This window comes from Plantactinospora soyae (genome assembly GCF_014874095.1).
Classification (GTDB): Bacteria; Actinomycetota; Actinomycetes; order Mycobacteriales; family Micromonosporaceae; genus Plantactinospora; species Plantactinospora soyae.
This window is the reverse complement of record NZ_JADBEB010000001.1, coordinates 2689238-2704430: the sequence shown is the minus strand read 5'-3', so window position 1 is coordinate 2704430 and position 15193 is coordinate 2689238. Positions and strand designations below refer to the sequence as shown.

At 70.3% G+C, this 15193-nt stretch carries 15 protein-coding genes; 7 read left to right on the top strand and 8 right to left on the bottom strand.

Annotated features, from left to right (window positions below):
- Window positions 1-55: 55 nt before the first annotated feature.
- Window positions 56-1867, bottom strand: coding sequence for a chromosomal replication initiator protein DnaA (locus H4W31_RS12105; protein WP_225945499.1), 1812 nt, complete (start codon window positions 1865-1867; stop codon window positions 56-58).
- A gap of 177 nt (window positions 1868-2044) precedes the next feature.
- Window positions 2045-2737: a permease prefix domain 1-containing protein gene (locus tag H4W31_RS12100; protein WP_192766753.1), complete on the bottom strand. Its 693-nt coding sequence runs from the start codon at window positions 2735-2737 to the stop codon at window positions 2045-2047.
- Window positions 2738-3269: 532 nt separating this feature from the next.
- Between H4W31_RS12100 and H4W31_RS12095 the strand changes: the two genes are divergently transcribed.
- The gene (locus tag H4W31_RS12095) at window positions 3270-5456 is read left to right on the top strand and encodes a hypothetical protein (protein ID WP_192766752.1); all 2187 of its coding nucleotides are present in this window, start codon (window positions 3270-3272) and stop codon (window positions 5454-5456) included.
- Window positions 5457-5637: 181 nt separating this feature from the next.
- Here the strand turns inward: H4W31_RS12095 and H4W31_RS12090 are convergent, their stop codons facing one another.
- Window positions 5638-6558 carry a proline dehydrogenase family protein gene (locus H4W31_RS12090; RefSeq protein WP_192766751.1) on the bottom strand — a complete coding sequence of 307 codons (921 nt, stop codon included), beginning with the start codon at window positions 6556-6558 and terminating at the stop codon, window positions 5638-5640.
- A gap of 109 nt (window positions 6559-6667) precedes the next feature.
- On the opposite strand from H4W31_RS12090, the gene H4W31_RS12085 reads away from it, so the two are divergent.
- The 3 genes from H4W31_RS12085 to H4W31_RS12075 are packed head-to-tail and all read left to right on the top strand — an operon-like array spanning window position 6668 to window position 8733.
- On the top strand, window positions 6668-6943 hold the full coding sequence (locus H4W31_RS12085) for a hypothetical protein (RefSeq protein ID WP_318783143.1): 276 nt from the start codon (window positions 6668-6670) through the stop codon (window positions 6941-6943).
- Window positions 6944-6945: 2 nt separating this feature from the next.
- Window positions 6946-8127 carry a glutathionylspermidine synthase family protein gene (locus H4W31_RS12080; RefSeq protein WP_192772034.1) on the top strand — a complete coding sequence of 394 codons (1182 nt, stop codon included), beginning with the start codon at window positions 6946-6948 and terminating at the stop codon, window positions 8125-8127.
- Between the two features lie 18 nt (window positions 8128-8145).
- On the top strand, window positions 8146-8733 hold the full coding sequence (locus H4W31_RS12075; protein ID WP_192766750.1) for a CGNR zinc finger domain-containing protein: 588 nt from the start codon (window positions 8146-8148) through the stop codon (window positions 8731-8733).
- Between the two features lie 110 nt (window positions 8734-8843).
- On the opposite strand, the gene H4W31_RS12070 is transcribed toward H4W31_RS12075, so the two are convergent.
- From H4W31_RS12070 to rpmB, 4 genes are all read right to left on the bottom strand, one after another.
- Entirely contained in the window at window positions 8844-9296 is a 453-nt protein-coding gene (locus H4W31_RS12070; RefSeq protein ID WP_192766749.1) for an Rv0361 family membrane protein, read from the bottom strand.
- 328 nt (window positions 9297-9624) lie between these two features.
- A complete protein-coding gene (gene rpsN, locus H4W31_RS12065) occupies window positions 9625-9930 on the bottom strand; it encodes a 30S ribosomal protein S14 (protein ID WP_192766748.1) in 306 nt (101 codons plus the stop codon).
- The gene (gene rpmG / locus H4W31_RS12060; RefSeq protein WP_192766747.1) at window positions 9930-10097 is read right to left on the bottom strand and encodes a 50S ribosomal protein L33; all 168 of its coding nucleotides are present in this window, start codon (window positions 10095-10097) and stop codon (window positions 9930-9932) included. The genes rpsN and rpmG overlap by 1 nt, the downstream gene beginning before the upstream one ends.
- On the bottom strand, window positions 10097-10333 hold the full coding sequence (gene rpmB / locus H4W31_RS12055) for a 50S ribosomal protein L28 (RefSeq protein WP_192766746.1): 237 nt from the start codon (window positions 10331-10333) through the stop codon (window positions 10097-10099). The genes rpmG and rpmB overlap by 1 nt, the downstream gene beginning before the upstream one ends.
- Window positions 10334-10528: 195 nt before the next feature.
- Between rpmB and H4W31_RS12050 the strand changes: the two genes are divergently transcribed.
- Window positions 10529-11809: a CobW family GTP-binding protein gene (locus tag H4W31_RS12050; protein ID WP_192766745.1), complete on the top strand. Its 1281-nt coding sequence runs from the start codon at window positions 10529-10531 to the stop codon at window positions 11807-11809.
- 274 nt (window positions 11810-12083) lie between these two features.
- Entirely contained in the window at window positions 12084-13265 is a 1182-nt protein-coding gene (locus H4W31_RS12045) for a hypothetical protein (protein ID WP_192766744.1), read from the top strand.
- Between the two features lie 14 nt (window positions 13266-13279).
- Here H4W31_RS12045 and H4W31_RS12040 read toward each other — a convergent pair whose 3' ends face one another.
- Complete coding sequence (locus H4W31_RS12040; protein ID WP_225945497.1) at window positions 13280-13876, bottom strand: GNAT family N-acetyltransferase; 597 nt, start codon at window positions 13874-13876, stop codon at window positions 13280-13282.
- Between the two features lie 330 nt (window positions 13877-14206).
- Between H4W31_RS12040 and H4W31_RS12035 the strand changes: the two genes are divergently transcribed.
- Window positions 14207-15190: an MBL fold metallo-hydrolase gene (locus H4W31_RS12035; RefSeq protein WP_192766743.1), complete on the top strand. Its 984-nt coding sequence runs from the start codon at window positions 14207-14209 to the stop codon at window positions 15188-15190.
- The last annotated feature ends 3 nt before the right edge of the window (window positions 15191-15193 follow it).

Here is a 15193-nt window from a genome sequence, read left to right as displayed (position 1 = left end):
GCCGAGCCGGGCGGCGGGACAGCCACGGCCGACCCGGGCGGCGGGACGGCCACGGTCAGGAGGCGGTCTTGCGGACGTACTCCACGCAGTCGTCGTGCAGTGTCGTCCAGGCCACGCCGAACGCCTCCTGCGAGGCATCCGTCTCCGACCTGCCGTCGTGCACCACGAGTTCGAAGAACTTGAGCACCTTCTCGTCGCCGAACCGGTCGACGAGGTGCCGGACCGCCAGGTAGCCGACCCCGTAGCTGCCGCCGACCTGCCAGTCCTCCGACTCGTCGTCCGGCGCCACGTCCTCGAGCTTGCCGTCCCAACCGGCGTCGACCAGCCGCTCGACATCGCGCAACCCCTGGTAGCGGTTCGCCGGCTGACCACCGGCCGCGGCGTTCTCCGCCACCCCCTCGACCAGCCACCACGCGTCGCCGTCGATCCGGCCGGCGCCGGAGAGCGAGGACGCGTGGGTCAACTCGTGCCGCATCAGATCGCCGTACTGGCCGGGGGCCAGTCCCTTCGAGTTGAGCACCAGGTCGTACTGCTCGTCGCCGACCGGCACCGCGTAGCCGGCGGTCCACTCCGGACGGTCGCCGCCGTACCAGAGCTTCCACTCGTTCGGGCCGGCGTAGAAGATCAGGTACCGGTCCGGCGGCGAGCCGTCCACCGCGTACCGGTCGGCGACCTTGGCCGCCTTCTCGGCCTCGCGCAGCAGTTCGGGCAGCCGGTCCCGGAAGGCCCGGGGCGTGGCGACCAGCGTCCGGTCGCCGATCGACGCGACCAGTTCGTCGGTCTCCCACGGACGTGGCCGGTCCGGGCCGCTCGGCGGGTCGATCGCGGTCAACTGCGGCTGGCCGGCCGCGTCCCGCCACCGGGTGACGATCGTGATCTCGTTGAGCTCGCAGTCCGGGGTCACGAAGCAGTGCTGGACGACGAGGTCCGCCCGCCAGGTGCCGGGCTCGTCCAGCCGGACCAGCTTGCCGTGCAGCTCCGGCTGCCACTTGGTGACCTTCATCGTCCGCAGGGTCCGGAACTCCCGCCGGAGCTGCCGTGACAGCGGCGTGCCCGCCTGGGCGAGCGCGAGGTATCCGTTCTCGTCGCCGCCGAGCAACGCGGCCGCCTGCTTGTCGAGCAGGCCCATCACCCGGTCCCCGAGCCAGTCCCGGGTGACGGTGGGCGCGTCACCGGGCTCCGGGCTGGCCGCCGCCGTGCCGGCCCCGGCGCCCGGTTTCGCCGAGTCGGTCCGGGCGAGCACGACCGCCCCGGCAACCAGCGGCGTCGCGCAGAGCAGGAGCATGAGCACCGTCCCGACCACCACCCACGGTCGCCACGAGCGCCGGGCGGGCGGCACCGGGCCACCGGCACCGGGATAACCGCCCGGCCCCGGGTAGCCGCCGGGCGGCGGATAGCCACCCGGAGCCGGATAGCCGGGCGGCGGCGGATAACCGGGTGGCGGCGGATAGCTGCCGGGCGGGAGGTACCTGCCCGGCGCCGGGTAACCGGCGGGCGACTGATACCCGCCCGGGGACTGGTAGCCGCCCGGGGCTGGGTAGCTTCCCGAGGACTGGTAACCGCCCGGAGACTGGTAACCGCCCGGAGCCGGGTAGCCGCCTGGGGACTGGTGATCCCCCGGAGCCGGGTAGCCGGCGGGCCGCTGGTAGCCGCCGGCCGGCTGGTCGTCGGCGGACGGCTGGTACTCGCGCGGCGGCGGGCCGCTGACCGGCCGCTGGTAGCTGTCCGGTGCCGGGTAGCTGTCCGGAGACTGGTCATCGCCGGAGGCTCGGTAACTACCGGCCGGCTCGGATCCGGCCGGCGACGGATAACCGCCGGGTGGCTGGTATCCGGCCGGCGGCTGATGCCCGTAGTCCCCGTCACTCACGGCCCGGAGAGTACGACCATCCGTCCAGTCACGCGACCCATCTCCTTGTGATCTGGATCAACCGAGACCGGATCGACACGGCGCCGTCACCGGTCACGCCGGTCATGACCAGGGGTGTCGACCGTCGGCGAGGTCGCGACCCTCCTGTGTGGACGCCCGAGACCAATTGTCCGCCCGTTACGACCCGACGAGTTGGCCCGGCGGCCGGAACTCCTGGTGCGGTGCCGCCGCCCGCCAGCAGTGCCAGGCGGAGGCGAGCACCAGGGCAGACAACGTCAGCCAGACCAGCCCGCCCACGAGCAGCCCGACACCGCCGGCCTCGGGCGGCAGCACGGTCAGCAGGCTGCCGCAGAGCAGCGTCGTCCCGATCACCACCGAGGCGAGTACGGCGGTCAGCCGCGCCACGACCAGGTGGATCCCCACGTGGCGCAGCCCCCAGCGCAGCAGGACGACCGCGACGACGGCGCTGGTGAGGGCGAGCCCGGAGAAGACATCCGTCGCCCGCGCCAGCCACAGGTACGCCCCACCCGGCTCGTTGGCGCCCCACAGTTGCTCCCAGCCACCTGTCCGGCCCATCAGTTCGGTCGTCAGGTACTGGGTGCCGAGTACGGCGAGCAGCAGTCCCGCCGTACGCCGGGCCTGGTCCACGGCCAGTACGTTCTGCAGTCCCGCCGCGATCCGCCGCGCCGACCCGAACTCCTGTACGGCGAGCCGCTCCGCCTCGGGCGTACCGGCCCCGTCCCGTTGGTGGCTCTCGGCAGCGTCGACCAGCGCGTCGCGGATCTCGGTCAGCATGTCCGCGCGGAGTCGGGCGGCGCCCCGCAGCCCCGAACCCACGGCGGCGACGTAGTCGTCGATAACGGGCGTCACCGGGCCAGTCTCGCCGGTCGCCCGGACGGGCCGCCATCCGGAGGATCCCTGACCGGGATAGGACGCCTTTCGTGCCAGCAGTGCCTCTACGCGTCGGATGTACGGATTCGTCCTTCACGGGGTGTCTTTGAGGTATGGCGTAATAAGTCCTTCGGACGCCCTGTCTGCTTTTCCTTGCCCGGAATGAATTGATGGGATCTGGCCGCCATCTATCTGGTTCGCACTTTTCAAGCGTGCAGCGGCCTAATTCCACTTGATCGTGGGTTTTCCTCATATAAGCCCGCGATGCCCGGAACGGGGCCGTACGGTGACGTTCAGTGGCTACAACCCATTTGTAGCCCTCCGCGCCCCACTTGGTGCGGCCGTGTCTTGTATTCGAAAGGCAGGGAGCTTGATGTCCGAATTCCAAGGGAGCCACGTGGATCCCGGTCAGCCCACAACGCGGCCCACAAGGCGGCGGTCCCGGTGGTTCTTAGCCGGAGGCATCGTCGTCGCGGGCAGCCTGGTGGTCGGGGCTGCTGGCCTGACCGGCGTGGCAACGCTGGCCGGAGACAAGGGCCTGACCGATCTGAACCTGGGACAGCTGTCCGTCGTCGCCGCTGACAACGACAAAGGCGAGAACGGCAAGGATCCCGGCAAGCACGACGAAGACCCCAAGGACTCGAAGGGCAAGCCCGAAGAGGGTCAGAACTCTGGCGGCAGCGGCTGGCAGGGTGGGGAGAAGGACAAGGGCTGCGACACCGGAAACAGCGGAGGCTGGAACGGGTCGTGGCAGGGCCAGGGTGAGCACGGCAAGCCGGAAGAGTCGAAGGACCCGAAGGCCAAGCCCGAGGAGTCCAAGGACCCGAAGGCCAAGCCGGCCGAGACCAAGGACCCGAAGGCCGGACCGACGGCATCCAAGGACCCGAAGGCCGGACCGGCCGAGACCAAGGACCCGAAGGCCGGACCGACGGCATCCAAGGACCCGAAGGCCGGACCGACCGAGACCAAGGACCCGAAGGCCGGACCGACGGCATCCAAGGACCCGAAGGCCGGACCGGCCGAGACCAAGGACCCGAAGGCCGGACCGACCGAGACCAAGGACCCGAAGCCCAAGCCCGAGGAGTCCAAGGACTCGAAGGAGAAGGCTGAGGAGTCCAAGGACTCGCACGGCTCCGGCTGGCAGGGTGGCTCGCAGGGCGGGTCCAACTGGCAGGGCGGTTCGCAGGGTGGCTCGCAGGGCGGGTCCGAGGGCGGATCCAACTGGCAGGGCGGCTCGCAGGGCGGTTCGCAGAGCGGTTCGCAGAGCGGCTCCGGCTGGCAGGGTGGCTCGCAGGGTGGCGGCGAGAACGGTGCGTCCGGGGAGACCCCCGGTTCGGACAGCTCGCGCTGGCACGGCGGGTCCGAGAGCGGGAGCGAGAGCGGCTCCGGCTGGCAGGGCGGCTCGGAGAGCGGCGGCAGCCAGGGCTCGGGCTGGGAGTGCGGGAAGGACGAGAAGGACGAGAAGGACGAGAAGGACAAGAAGGAAACGTCCGTACCGTGCGACCCGGACGAGCTCATCGCGGCGCTGGTGCACGCCAACGCCGAGGGTGGGGCCAGCCTCACGCTCGCGCCGAAGTGCACGTACGTGCTCACCGCGTACGACGACAGTGGTGACAAGTACAACGGCAAGGGTTTCAAGGACGACAGCAAGGATGACAAGAACGGCAAGGATGACAAGAACGGCGGCAAGGGCCACAAGTACGGCGACAACTCGGGCCTGCCGGTCATCAAGACGCCGATCAAGATCAAGGGCGAGGGCGCGACCATCAAGCGGGACTCGTACGCCAAGGACTTCCGCTTCTTCACCGTCCGCGACGGTGGCGAGCTGGAGCTGAGCGACGTGTTCCTCAAGAACGGTCGGGCCTCGGACGGCGGAGCGATCTCCGTCGACCACGGCGCCAGCGCTGTCGTCAAGCGCATCACGGTCGCGCACAGCACCGCCCTCTCCAAGGAGGGTGGCGGCGGGGCGATCTTCAACGACGGCCACCTGGCGGTCGTGGAGAGCAAGTTCGTCGACAACAGCTCCTCCGGCAGCGGTGGCGGCATTCTCAACGGTGGCGTCCTCACCGTGGAGAAGTCGGAGTTCTTCGACAACAGTGCCTACCGGGCAGGCGGCGGACTCGCCAACTACCAGGGTGCGGCCGACATCTACAAGAGCGCCTTCGAGCACAACAACGCGGCCGAGGGCGGCGGCATCGCCAGCGTCTCGGCCCGGACGAAGGTCGAGGACGGCGAGGTCAACGGCAACACCGCCAAGGTGGGCGGCGGCCTGTTCAACAAGGACGCCACCCTGACGGTGCGGCACGTCAACGTCAGCCAGAACCTCGGGACCGCGAACGGCGGTGGCATCGCCACCATCAAGGGTCTGCTCGTGGTGGACGACAGCAAGATCACCCGCAACACCACCCGTGGTGACGGCGGCGGGATCTTCGGCGAGAAGTCCGAGGTGATCGTGCGGAAGACCGAGATCAGCCACAACAGCGCGGTCGGTCCCCGCTCGGTCGGTGGCGGCATCGCGATCAAGGGCGGTTCGCTGAAACTGTCCTGGGTCAAGATCACCGAGAACGACGCCACCAAGAAGGGCGGCGGGGTCTTCGCCGACCACGCCAAGGTCAAGGTGGACGACGATTCGGTCATCTTCAAGAACCGGCCCGACAACTGTGCGGGCCGCTCGGAGATCGACAACTGCTTCGCCTGATCCTCGTCGACACGAGGAACGGGTAGTCGGCGGACGGTGAACTGGTAGGAGCACCACCGTCGACGACGGAGCGGGCGCATCCGGTTCCCCGAGGAGACGGTCCTTCGGACCAGACCTCCGGGGTGCCGGATGCGCCTGTCGGGCGTACCGGTGGAGAGCGGGACGGCGGTGCGGGCGGCGACTACCGCCGGGTGGCGACGGCGCGGGCGAAGAACGCCAGGTTCGCCGGGCGCTCGGCGAGCCGCCGCATCAGATAGCCGTACCAGTCGGTGCCGTACGGCAGGTAGACCCGTACGGTGTGCCCGGCCTCGGCGAGCCGGGCCTGCTCGTCGGGGCGTACGCCGTAGAGGAGCTGGAACTCGAACTCGGACGGCGCCCGGTCGAACCACCGGGACCGGTCCTCGGCGATGGCGATCAGTCGGGGATCGTGGGTGGCGATCATCGGGTACCCGGGGCCGGAGAGCAGGATGTTGAGGCAGCGGACGTACGATTTGTCCACCTCGCGCGCTGACTGGTACGCCACCGACTCCGGCTCCTTGTACGCCCCCTTGCAGAGCCGTACCCGGGATCCCTGGGTGGCCAACTCCCGACAGTCGGATTCGGTCCGCCGCAGGTACGCCTGGAGCACCGCCCCCGTACCAGGGAAGTCCTTGCGCAGCTCGGCCAGGATGTCGAGGGTCGAGTCGGTGGTGGTGTGGTCCTCCATGTCGAGGGTGACCGTGGTGCCGGCCGCCGTCGCGGCGGCGCAGATCGCCTGGACGTTCTCCCGGGCCAGCCGCTCGTCGAACTTCTGCCCCAGTGCGGACAGTTTGACGCTGACCTCGGCCGGCGGGGTCAACCCGGCGTCGGCGAGCCCGGAGAGCAGGCGCACGTACTCGTCCCGGACGGCGATGGCCTGGTCCCCGCTGACGGTGTCCTCACCGAGGTGGTCGATGGAGACCGCGAGACCATCGGCGACCAGCGCACGGGTGGCGCGCAGTGCGTCGTCGGTGGAGATGCCGGCGACGAACCGGCGTACGACGTCCCGGGTGAACGGGGCCGTCTCGACGAGCCGCTCGAACCGGGTTGACCGGGACGCGGCGAGGATGACCGATCGGAGCATGAGCCGAGCGTAACGCCAGCCGATTCCGGGTACGCGGGGACCGGATGCCAAGCCGCCAACCAACCGCCCGGGGTATCCGTCGGTGGCGCGCATCGGTTACAACGATCTCGTGGAAAAACTTTCGCCACGGCGTCTCCGGTCCGCGAGCGTGCACCTGGGCGCGCTCACCGCGCTCGCCCTGACCCTCACCGGGTGTAACCAGGTGGGCGACGATGACGACTGCGACTCGCGGTCGAACAACCCGAAGAACCGCTCCCTGGCCACCGCCACCCCGGCACCGCCGCGCGTGGCCGAGGCCAGGGTCGGCGGTGGAGGCGCCGAGCCGGTCGCGGCGGTGCCCACCCAGAGCGGCTTCGGCACCCACCTCGCCTCCTGCGGCGGTTGACGGTGCGGCGGGAGAGCAGTACGCCCCGCCCGGACTGGTCCGCGACGGTCCGGAGTCAGGGTCTGGTCTACGCCGACACCGAACTGCCGGACGGCCGGTTCATGTCGTACTGGGACGAGAGCGCCTGTTACCGGATGGAACTCGACGAGGTCCTCCGGCTGGAGGAGGCGACCGAGGAACTGCACCGGATGTCGGTGGCGGCGGCCGAGCACGTGGTGGCGAAGAACCGGTTCGCCGAGTTCGGCATCCCGGCCTGGGCGGCCGAGGCGGTCAGCCGGTCGCTGCGGGAGCAACCGCCCACCCTCTACGGCCGGTTCGATCTCTGGTACGACGGCTCCTGGCCCCCGAAGATGCTGGAGTACAACGCGGACACTCCGACCGCGCTGGTCGAGGCGTCGGTGATCCAGTGGTACTGGCTGGAGGACACCCGACCCACCCTCGACCAGTGGAACAGCGTGCACGAGCGGCTGGTCGAGGCCTGGCGGAAGATCGGCGCCGGCCTGCACGACCCACTGGTGCACGTGGCCTGGTCGGACGAGGAGGAGACCGGCGAGGACCAGATGACCGCCGGCTACCTCGCCGAGACCGCGTACCAGGCCGGGCTGAGGACCGAGATGCTGCCGATGCTGGAGATCGGCTGGGACGGCCGCCGGTTCACCGCTCCGGCCGGCCCGGACGGGGCCCGTACGCCGATCCTCACCTGTTTCAAGCTCTACCCGTGGGAGTGGATGCTCGCCGAGCCGTACGGCCGACCGGCGCTGGATCCGGGCACTCCGACGACCTGGATCGAGCCGGCCTGGAAGCTGCTGCTCTCCAACAAGGCGCTGCTGGCGGTGCTCTGGGAGCTGTATCCCGATCACCCGTTCCTGCTGCCGGCGTACCTGGACTCGCCCCGGGGAATGGCCGAATACGTGGTCAAGCCCCTGTTGGGCCGGGAGGGCGGATCGGTCCGGATCGTCACCGGCGCCGGAGAGATCAACAATCCAGGCATCTATGGTGACGAGGGATGGTGCTACCAGGAATTCCGCGCACTACCGTCGTTTTCGGATAATCACGTGGTGTTGGGCAGTTGGGTGGTCGACGGGGAGTCGGCGGGCGCCGGCATCCGGGAGAGCAAGAGCTTGATCACCGATGGCTACGCGCGGTTCCTTCCCCACTACGTGGACGCGCCACGGGAGCCGTGAGTCGTCTACGGTTGTCGGGTGAACTTCGACGCGTACGCCCGGACCGGGGTTGATCTCGTCAACGCGCGACTCGACGACCTCGACGACCTCCGGGCCGTTTTTCCCGAGGAGCACGGCTGGATGCGCGATGAGGTGGCCGAACGCGATGTCGCCGCCTTCCGCCGAGCCCAGAAACGACTCAGAGACGTCTTCGAATTCGGATCCGCCGGTCGGGACGCCGACGCGGTGACCGAGCTGAATTCACTTTTGGAGAACTACCCCGTTCAGCCGCGCATCTCCGGTCACGACGCCAAGGACTGGCACATGCACGTGACCAGCCGCGGCGCCTCGGTCAGTGCCGAATACCTGGCCGGTGCGGTCTGGGGCCTGTCGGTCTGGCTCTGCGAGTACGGCAGCGCGCGGTTCGGCCTCTGCGCCGACGACCGGTGCGGCAACGTCTACCTGGACACCTCGTCGAACTGCTGCCGCCGGTTCTGCTCGGAGCGCTGCGCCACCCGCTCGCACGTCGCGGCGCACCGGGCCCGCAAGCGCGCCGCCGTCGAGGCGAAGACGCCGGCTCCGGTCGAGCTGACCGTCGCGGAGATGGCTCCCGCGTCGGTCGGCTGACCACCGCCGGATCCGAGGTCCCACCACTGCGCACGGCGTCGCTCGCCCCCGTTCGCCGAGGTCACCGGTGAGCGGGGCGGGCCGGCGTGCACCGCCGCACCGCGCCACCCTCAGGGGCAGGGGTACCACGAGCCCTCGTCGACCAGCGGAATCTCCTGCGTCCGCACCTCGCCACCGACGTAGGTGACCCGGAGGATCAGGGTCGCCCGCCGTCCGTTGTGGTCGTCGACGGACGTCCGTACCACCTCGTAGCCGGTCGCCTTCGGTCCTGACTGCTGGGCGGCGACGAACTCCTGCTCGGTCATCGACCGCTGGGTGGCGGCACAGGTCTGCCGGTACGCGTCGGCCCAGTTCCCGGCCCGCAGGCTGGACACGTATTCATCGGCGGTGCGCTCGACCGAACCGAGTGCCTCCTCGAAACTCCGGTGCAACCAGTAACCACCGGCCGCACCCACCACACAGCCCACTGCCAACAGCGTCACGAGAATGTCGAGCAGGACGGGCAGTGGCTCGCCGGACTTCCGCCGCGGCGGGCGTCGCGGCGGGAGCGGCGGATGTGTCATGTCGCTGATGCTAGGACGCGTCCGCCATTGACGGCCGTGGGTCGGTCCCGGCCCCCCACTCGGCGCCGATGCCGAGCGAAAACGGTTGGCGCAGGGCGCTATTCCGGAGTTCGGACGCCGTCAACGCCGGCCCGGCCACCGCGTCGAATCCGGGCCGTGCCGTGGGCCGAGCATCCAGGGCGCCGGAAATGCGGCCGTGCTGACCAGTGGATCCGGGCCGCCGGCCGGGTTGTCGTAACTCGACGACCGATCCGGCCCGACGACCGCCGATGCCTCCCCGGTGGCCGCGTACCCGCTGGTGTGCCGCGCGTGTTGGCCGATCGGACCGTCACCAGGACGCCTTGCGTACGCCGGGCAACTCGCCGCGCAGCGCCAGTTCCCGGAACCGCAGCCGGGACAGCCCGAACCGGCTGAACACGCCTCGGGGTCGTCCGTCGAGCTGGTCGCGGGAGCGCAGTCGTACCGGGCTGGAGTCCCGGGGCAGGATGCTGAGCCGGCGTACCGCTTCGGCGCGTACCGCCGGATCGGTGTCCGGGTCGGCGATGGCCCGCTTGAGCGCGCCCCGGGGCCCGGCGTACCGGCGGACCAGGTCCGCCCGGCGGGCCTGGCGCTCCACCAGGCTGCGCCGGGCCATCAGCGTTCCTCCCGGAAGTCGACGTGCCGGCGCAGTACCGGGTCGTACTTGCGCAGGACGAGACGGTCCGGGTTGGTGCGGCGGTTCTTCCGGGTGACGTACGTGTAGCCGGTGCCGCCGGTGCTGCGCAGCTTGACGATCGGCCGGAGGTCGGTGTGCCGGGCCATCAGCGGCGTACCCCTCGGGCCCGCAGCCCGGCCACGATCCGCTCGATTCCGTCGCGGTCGACGGTCCGGATCGCCCTGGCGGTGAGGGTCAGGCTGATCCAGCGCCGCTCGGCGGGCAGCCAGTAGCGGTGGCGTTGCAGGTTGGGGTTCCAGCGGCGGCGGGTGCGCCGATGGGAGTGGGAGACGGTGTTGCCGAAGCTCGGCTGCGCTCCGGTGACGTCACATCGTCTGGACACGTGTCGTTCCTTCCTTCGATCCGGCCGTTCCTGCTGCCGGCCGGGAGTTGCTGCTCCGGCCGGCTGTTGCTGCTCCGGCCGGGAACTATAACGGGAACGGTTTTCATTCTCGATGCCCCCTCCCGCCAGCATCCAGCGTCATGCGGGCATGCCACAATGACAACCGTTTTCAACAAGTGCCGAGAGGATGCCCCGATGTCGTCGCCCCTGGCCCCGGACCACACCACCACCGCCGGCGTACGCACCGACGGCCGCGCCCGGCTCACCGTGCTCTCCGGGTTCTGGCCGTCCGCCACCTTCGCGCTCGCCCGGGCGCTACTCGCCGACGACCCGTCGCTGCTGCTGGTCCGGCACGAACTGGTCGACCTCCGGGCCGGGGTGGTCCGCCGGGTCGTGCGTACCGGCACCGGGATCGTCGAGGACGAGATGGTCGGACTCGTCCACGGCTGCCTCTCGTGCACCCTGCGCGAGGACGTACTGCCCACCCTGGCCCGGCTGACCCGGACCCACCCCGGGCAGGACCTGGTGCTGATGCTGCCCGAGACGGTCGAACCGGAGGCGGTCGCCGAGGTCTGCGGGCACACCCTGGTCGACGGCGCCCCGATCACCGATCGGGTACACGTCGACTCGTACGTCACGGTGGTCGACGCCGAACACCTGCTCGACGGGCTCGCCAGCACCGACGACCTGGCCGGGCTCGGCATCCAGGCCGCCGACGACGACCACCGGGCCCTGGCCGACGTACTCGTCCGGCAGATCGAGTACGCCGACACCCTCGTGCTGTGGGGCGAGGGGCGGTACGACGGCTACGACAGCGCCCAACTGTCGGTGCTGCTGCACCGGCTCGCCCCGTGGGCCACCCAGCTCCCGGTCGACGAGCCGTACGTCGACGCGGGCGCACTCGCCCGACAGCTGCGCCACACCGACCGACACCGGCCGGAGACTCCCGGCGTACTGGCTCGGGGGATCGAGGGTTACCTGCTCGGAGTGCACGAACCGGTGCCGGACTGCGAAATCGTCTCCGCCGTCTTCCGGGCCCGCCGACCGTTCCACCCTGGACGGTTGCACGAGCTGTTGGCGGCGGTGAACGCGCCGGTGCTCCGCTCGCGCGGCGTACTCTGGCTGGCCAGTCAGCCCGACACCGCAGTGGCCTGGGAGTTCGCCGGTGGTGGACTGACCCTGGGCTCGCTCGGCCGCTGGCTGGTCGACGTACCGGACGAGGGGTGGGCCGAGGCGAGTGCCCAACGCCGGCTCGCCGCCGCGCTGAACTGGGACCCGTACTACGGCGACCGGGAGAACTACCTGGTCTTCATCGGTTTCGACCTCGACCCGGTGGAACTGCACCGGGTCCTCGCCGGCTGCCTGCTCAGCGACGCCGAACTCGCGGACGGCGAGGCCGGCTGGCGGCACTACCCCGACCCGTTCGCCGGCTGCTTTCCGGTCCCGGAACCCAACTCTGCCGGACGTACCGCGTAGCAGCCCTCCAGGTGGCCATCGTTATCCGATGTCCGACACCGGGCCGGATCGGGTCGAGCATGTGCGGGGAGTAGTCACGAACGTCGCAGGCCCGCCGGTTTCGACGGGGCCGGGCACCGCCGACGGCGCGGGGTGAAGCGACAAATCGCGTACCCACCCCTGCCGCCCCTGGCACGGTCGACGCCTTGTGCCACTGCCGGGGCCGGCGGACCATGGGCCCGTCCCCCGTGACTGTGAACTCCGGTCGTGTCGACGTGACGGGAAGTGACCACCGATGTTTGGACGATCACGCAGAGCTCCTGGATACGCCATCGCCGCGACGATGCTGGCCGGGGTCGGGCTGCTGGGGGCGACCGGGCAACCGGCGAACGCGGGCGAACGCGCCGCCCTGGCGCCTCGGCCGATCCCGGCGGTGCGGATTTCACTCGACGCGCCGCGCAAGGTGAACAACCTCGGGCAGGTCATGAGCGTCTCGGCCGTGTGGCAACGTGGCGTACGGACCCCGATCAGGGGTCTCGACGGTCTTTCGGTCAACACCCGGGACATCAACGATCGCGGCCAGGTGGTGGGCCAGAGTGGTACGCCCTCCGGCGATCTGCACGCGTTCGTCTGGCGGGACGGCGTGACGACCGACCTCGGCACGCTCGGCGGCCCGGACAGCAGGGCCCTGGACGTCAACGAGCACGGCGAGGTGGTCGGCGTCAGCAACACCGCGGACGGCCCGGACGCCTACTTCGTCTGGCGACGCGGCGTGATGACCCGGCTGCCCTCGCCCGGTCCCGTCGACATCGTTCACGCGAACGCCCGGATCAACAACCGGGGTCAGGTGGCCGCCAACTACGCCAGTGACGAGCCGGCACCACCCTTCGGTATACCGCCGTCGCGGATTTTCCGCTGGGACGACCGCCGTGGCCTGACCGACCTGGGCGCGCTGGGCGGCCACGACGTCTCGCTGAACGACCTCAACGACCTCGGGCAGATCGTCGGCAGCGACTACCCGCCGGACGCGGACCCGTCCATCTTCTTCTGGGACGACGGCGTACGCACCGAGATCGGCGAGCCGGTGATACCCCCGTCGACCGGCTCGGTCGACCTCAACAACCGGGGTCAGGTCGCCTTCACCGGCTACTCCCCGGCCGGCCCGGCGCGGGCGTACGTCTGGCAGCGCGGCGTCCGCACCGGCCTGGGCGACCTTCCCGGCGTACGCTCGTCCACGGCCGTGGCGATCAACGAACGCGGTGACGTGACGGGCGACCTCGTCGGCCCGGCCGGCCTGCGCGGGTACGTCTGGCGACGTGGCGCGGTGACCCTGCTCGACGTCCTCGGCTCCGACGACAACACCCAGGTGAGGGCCATGAACGACGAGGGCATGGTCGCGGGTCTCAGCGTCAATTCCGGCGACATCACGGTCCCGATCCACCACGTCGTCTGGTACACCGACCGGCGCGGCTACTAGCCGGACGCCGACCGTCACTCCCGGGTTCGTCGCCGGTCCGTTCCCGGGGCGGTGAGGTCGAGACGCCAGTCGTTGGAACGCATCGGCCGCCCCGGCGGAAACTCGAACTCCGTCTCGCCGAGCAGCGCGAACCCGGCCTTGCGGCAGACCGCGTTCGAGGCGGGATTGTCGACCGACGGGAACGCGTGGGCGTACCGGTAGGTCCGCCGGGCCCGGGCCACGTCGACCACGGCGGCCAGCGCCTCGGTCGCCAGCCCCCTTCCCTGGTACGCCGGCAGAATGCTCCAGCCCATCTCGAAGATCTTCTCGTCGTGCCAGAGGCGGATCCAGTAGCCGATACTCCCCACCGGTACGGCCTCCGGCAGGGCGAGCACCCGGAACATGCAGCCCTGGCCGGTGTCGGCGAACCGGACGTACCGCTCGTGCCGGGCGAGCACCTGCTCGTCGGTCTCCGGCCCGCCCAGGTGTCGTTTCATCTCCGGAGAGTTGATCCGGCGCAGCAGGTCGAGGTCGTCCTCGCTCCACGGCTCGATCCGTACCCGCTCCGGCCCGGACTCCGGCTCCACCGTCACCACGTTCACCACCATCCCGTCGGCCGCCTGCGCCTCCATTCAACCCGGCCGGCCCGACAGAACCGGCGGTCAGGTGGCGGAGCCGGTGGTGGTGGCCGCCCGACGAGTTTCCAACCGGGCCGCCCGACGAGTTTCCGTCCAGGGCTGTCCGACGAGTTTCCGGCCGAGGCGGACCGACGAGTTTTGGGCCGGGGTGGGCCGACGGGTTTCCGGCCGGGGCGGTGGTAGTCCGGCCGTCGTGAGCAGGGCTGATATCCGAACGGATATCGACCGGGCCGGCGGATGGTCTTGGACGGGGACGCTCGGTCGGTGGTTTGGTTTCGACGGCATTCGACCGCTCAACTCGCACAACGATCGGAGGGCACAGCCATGCCCGAATCTCGAATCGACCGCCGGGATCTGCTCCGGACCGCCGCCGTCGGCGCCGCCGCCCTGACCACGGTGGCGGGGCTGCCGGCAGCGGCCTCCGCGTCTGGTTCTGTGGTGGCTAGCCGGAACGGGACCGGGAGCCGGGGCCGGGACGCGGTGGCGACGTTCCGCTGGTTCGGCACGTCCGGCTGGCGGATCGACATCGGCGCCCGGACGGTGCTCGTCGACCCGTACCTGAGCCGGTTCGACACCGGGCTGTTCAAGGGGGCGTTCAACTCGGCGACCGAGCTGACCGTGGACGCCGGGGCGATCGCCGAGCACGCCGGGCGGCCGGAGACGGTGCTGGTGACCCACACCCACTGGGACCACTTCAACGACGTACCCCTGATCGCGGCGAACAGTGGTGCCAGGGTGATCGGCACGATGACGGCGTACCAGCTCGGGTTGGCGTACGGGACGCCGTCGGCGCAGTTGAGCCCGGTCAAGGGCGGGGAGGTGCTCGAATTCGGCGACTACCGCGTCGAGGTGGTCGGCTCGCTGCACAGCCGGAACGCGGCGTACTCGATGGCCTTTCCGGGGGTACGGCTGAGCCCGCCGGCGAAGCCCCGCACCATCGCCGACCTGCCCGAAGGCGACACCCTGGCCTACCAGTTGACCGTCAAGGACGGGCCGGCGGTCTTCTTCATGGGCGGCAGCGACTTCGTGGAGCGGAACGTCGCCGGTCTGGCCCCGGACGTCGCCATGATCGCGATGGCGTCCAGCGATGCCACCGGTGAGTACGTACCCCGGCTGCTCGACGCCCTGGACCGGCCGGAGATCGTGGTGCCGGTGCACTGGGACAACTTCGAGACGGCACTGCGGAATCCGCCGCAGGTCGCACCGGCCGACCGCCAGCGCCTCGACGCCATGGTCGCGGCCGTCCGGAAGGCCGCCCCGAAGAGCAGGATCGTCGTTCCGGAGTACCTGACCAGCTACACGTTCTGATGA

Bases quoted from the DNA above. Each gene is read 5' to 3' on its own strand.
- H4W31_RS12090 (WP_192766751.1), bottom strand. From the start codon at position 6,558: ATGCTCCGATCGGTCATCCTCGCCGCGTCCCGGTCAACCCGGTTCGAG.
- H4W31_RS12070 (WP_192766749.1), bottom strand. From the start codon at position 9,296: ATGACACATCCGCCGCTCCCGCCGCGACGCCCGCCGCGGCGGAAGTCC.
- rpsN (WP_192766748.1), bottom strand. From the start codon at position 9,930: ATGGCCCGGCGCAGCCTGGTGGAGCGCCAGGCCCGCCGGGCGGACCTG.
- rpmG (WP_192766747.1), bottom strand. From the start codon at position 10,097: ATGGCCCGGCACACCGACCTCCGGCCGATCGTCAAGCTGCGCAGCACC.
- H4W31_RS12050 (WP_192766745.1), top strand. From the start codon at position 10,529: ATGTCGTCGCCCCTGGCCCCGGACCACACCACCACCGCCGGCGTACGC.
- H4W31_RS12045 (WP_192766744.1), top strand. From the start codon at position 12,084: ATGTTTGGACGATCACGCAGAGCTCCTGGATACGCCATCGCCGCGACG.
- H4W31_RS12040 (WP_225945497.1), bottom strand. From the start codon at position 13,876: ATGGAGGCGCAGGCGGCCGACGGGATGGTGGTGAACGTGGTGACGGTG.
- H4W31_RS12035 (WP_192766743.1), top strand. From the start codon at position 14,207: ATGCCCGAATCTCGAATCGACCGCCGGGATCTGCTCCGGACCGCCGCC.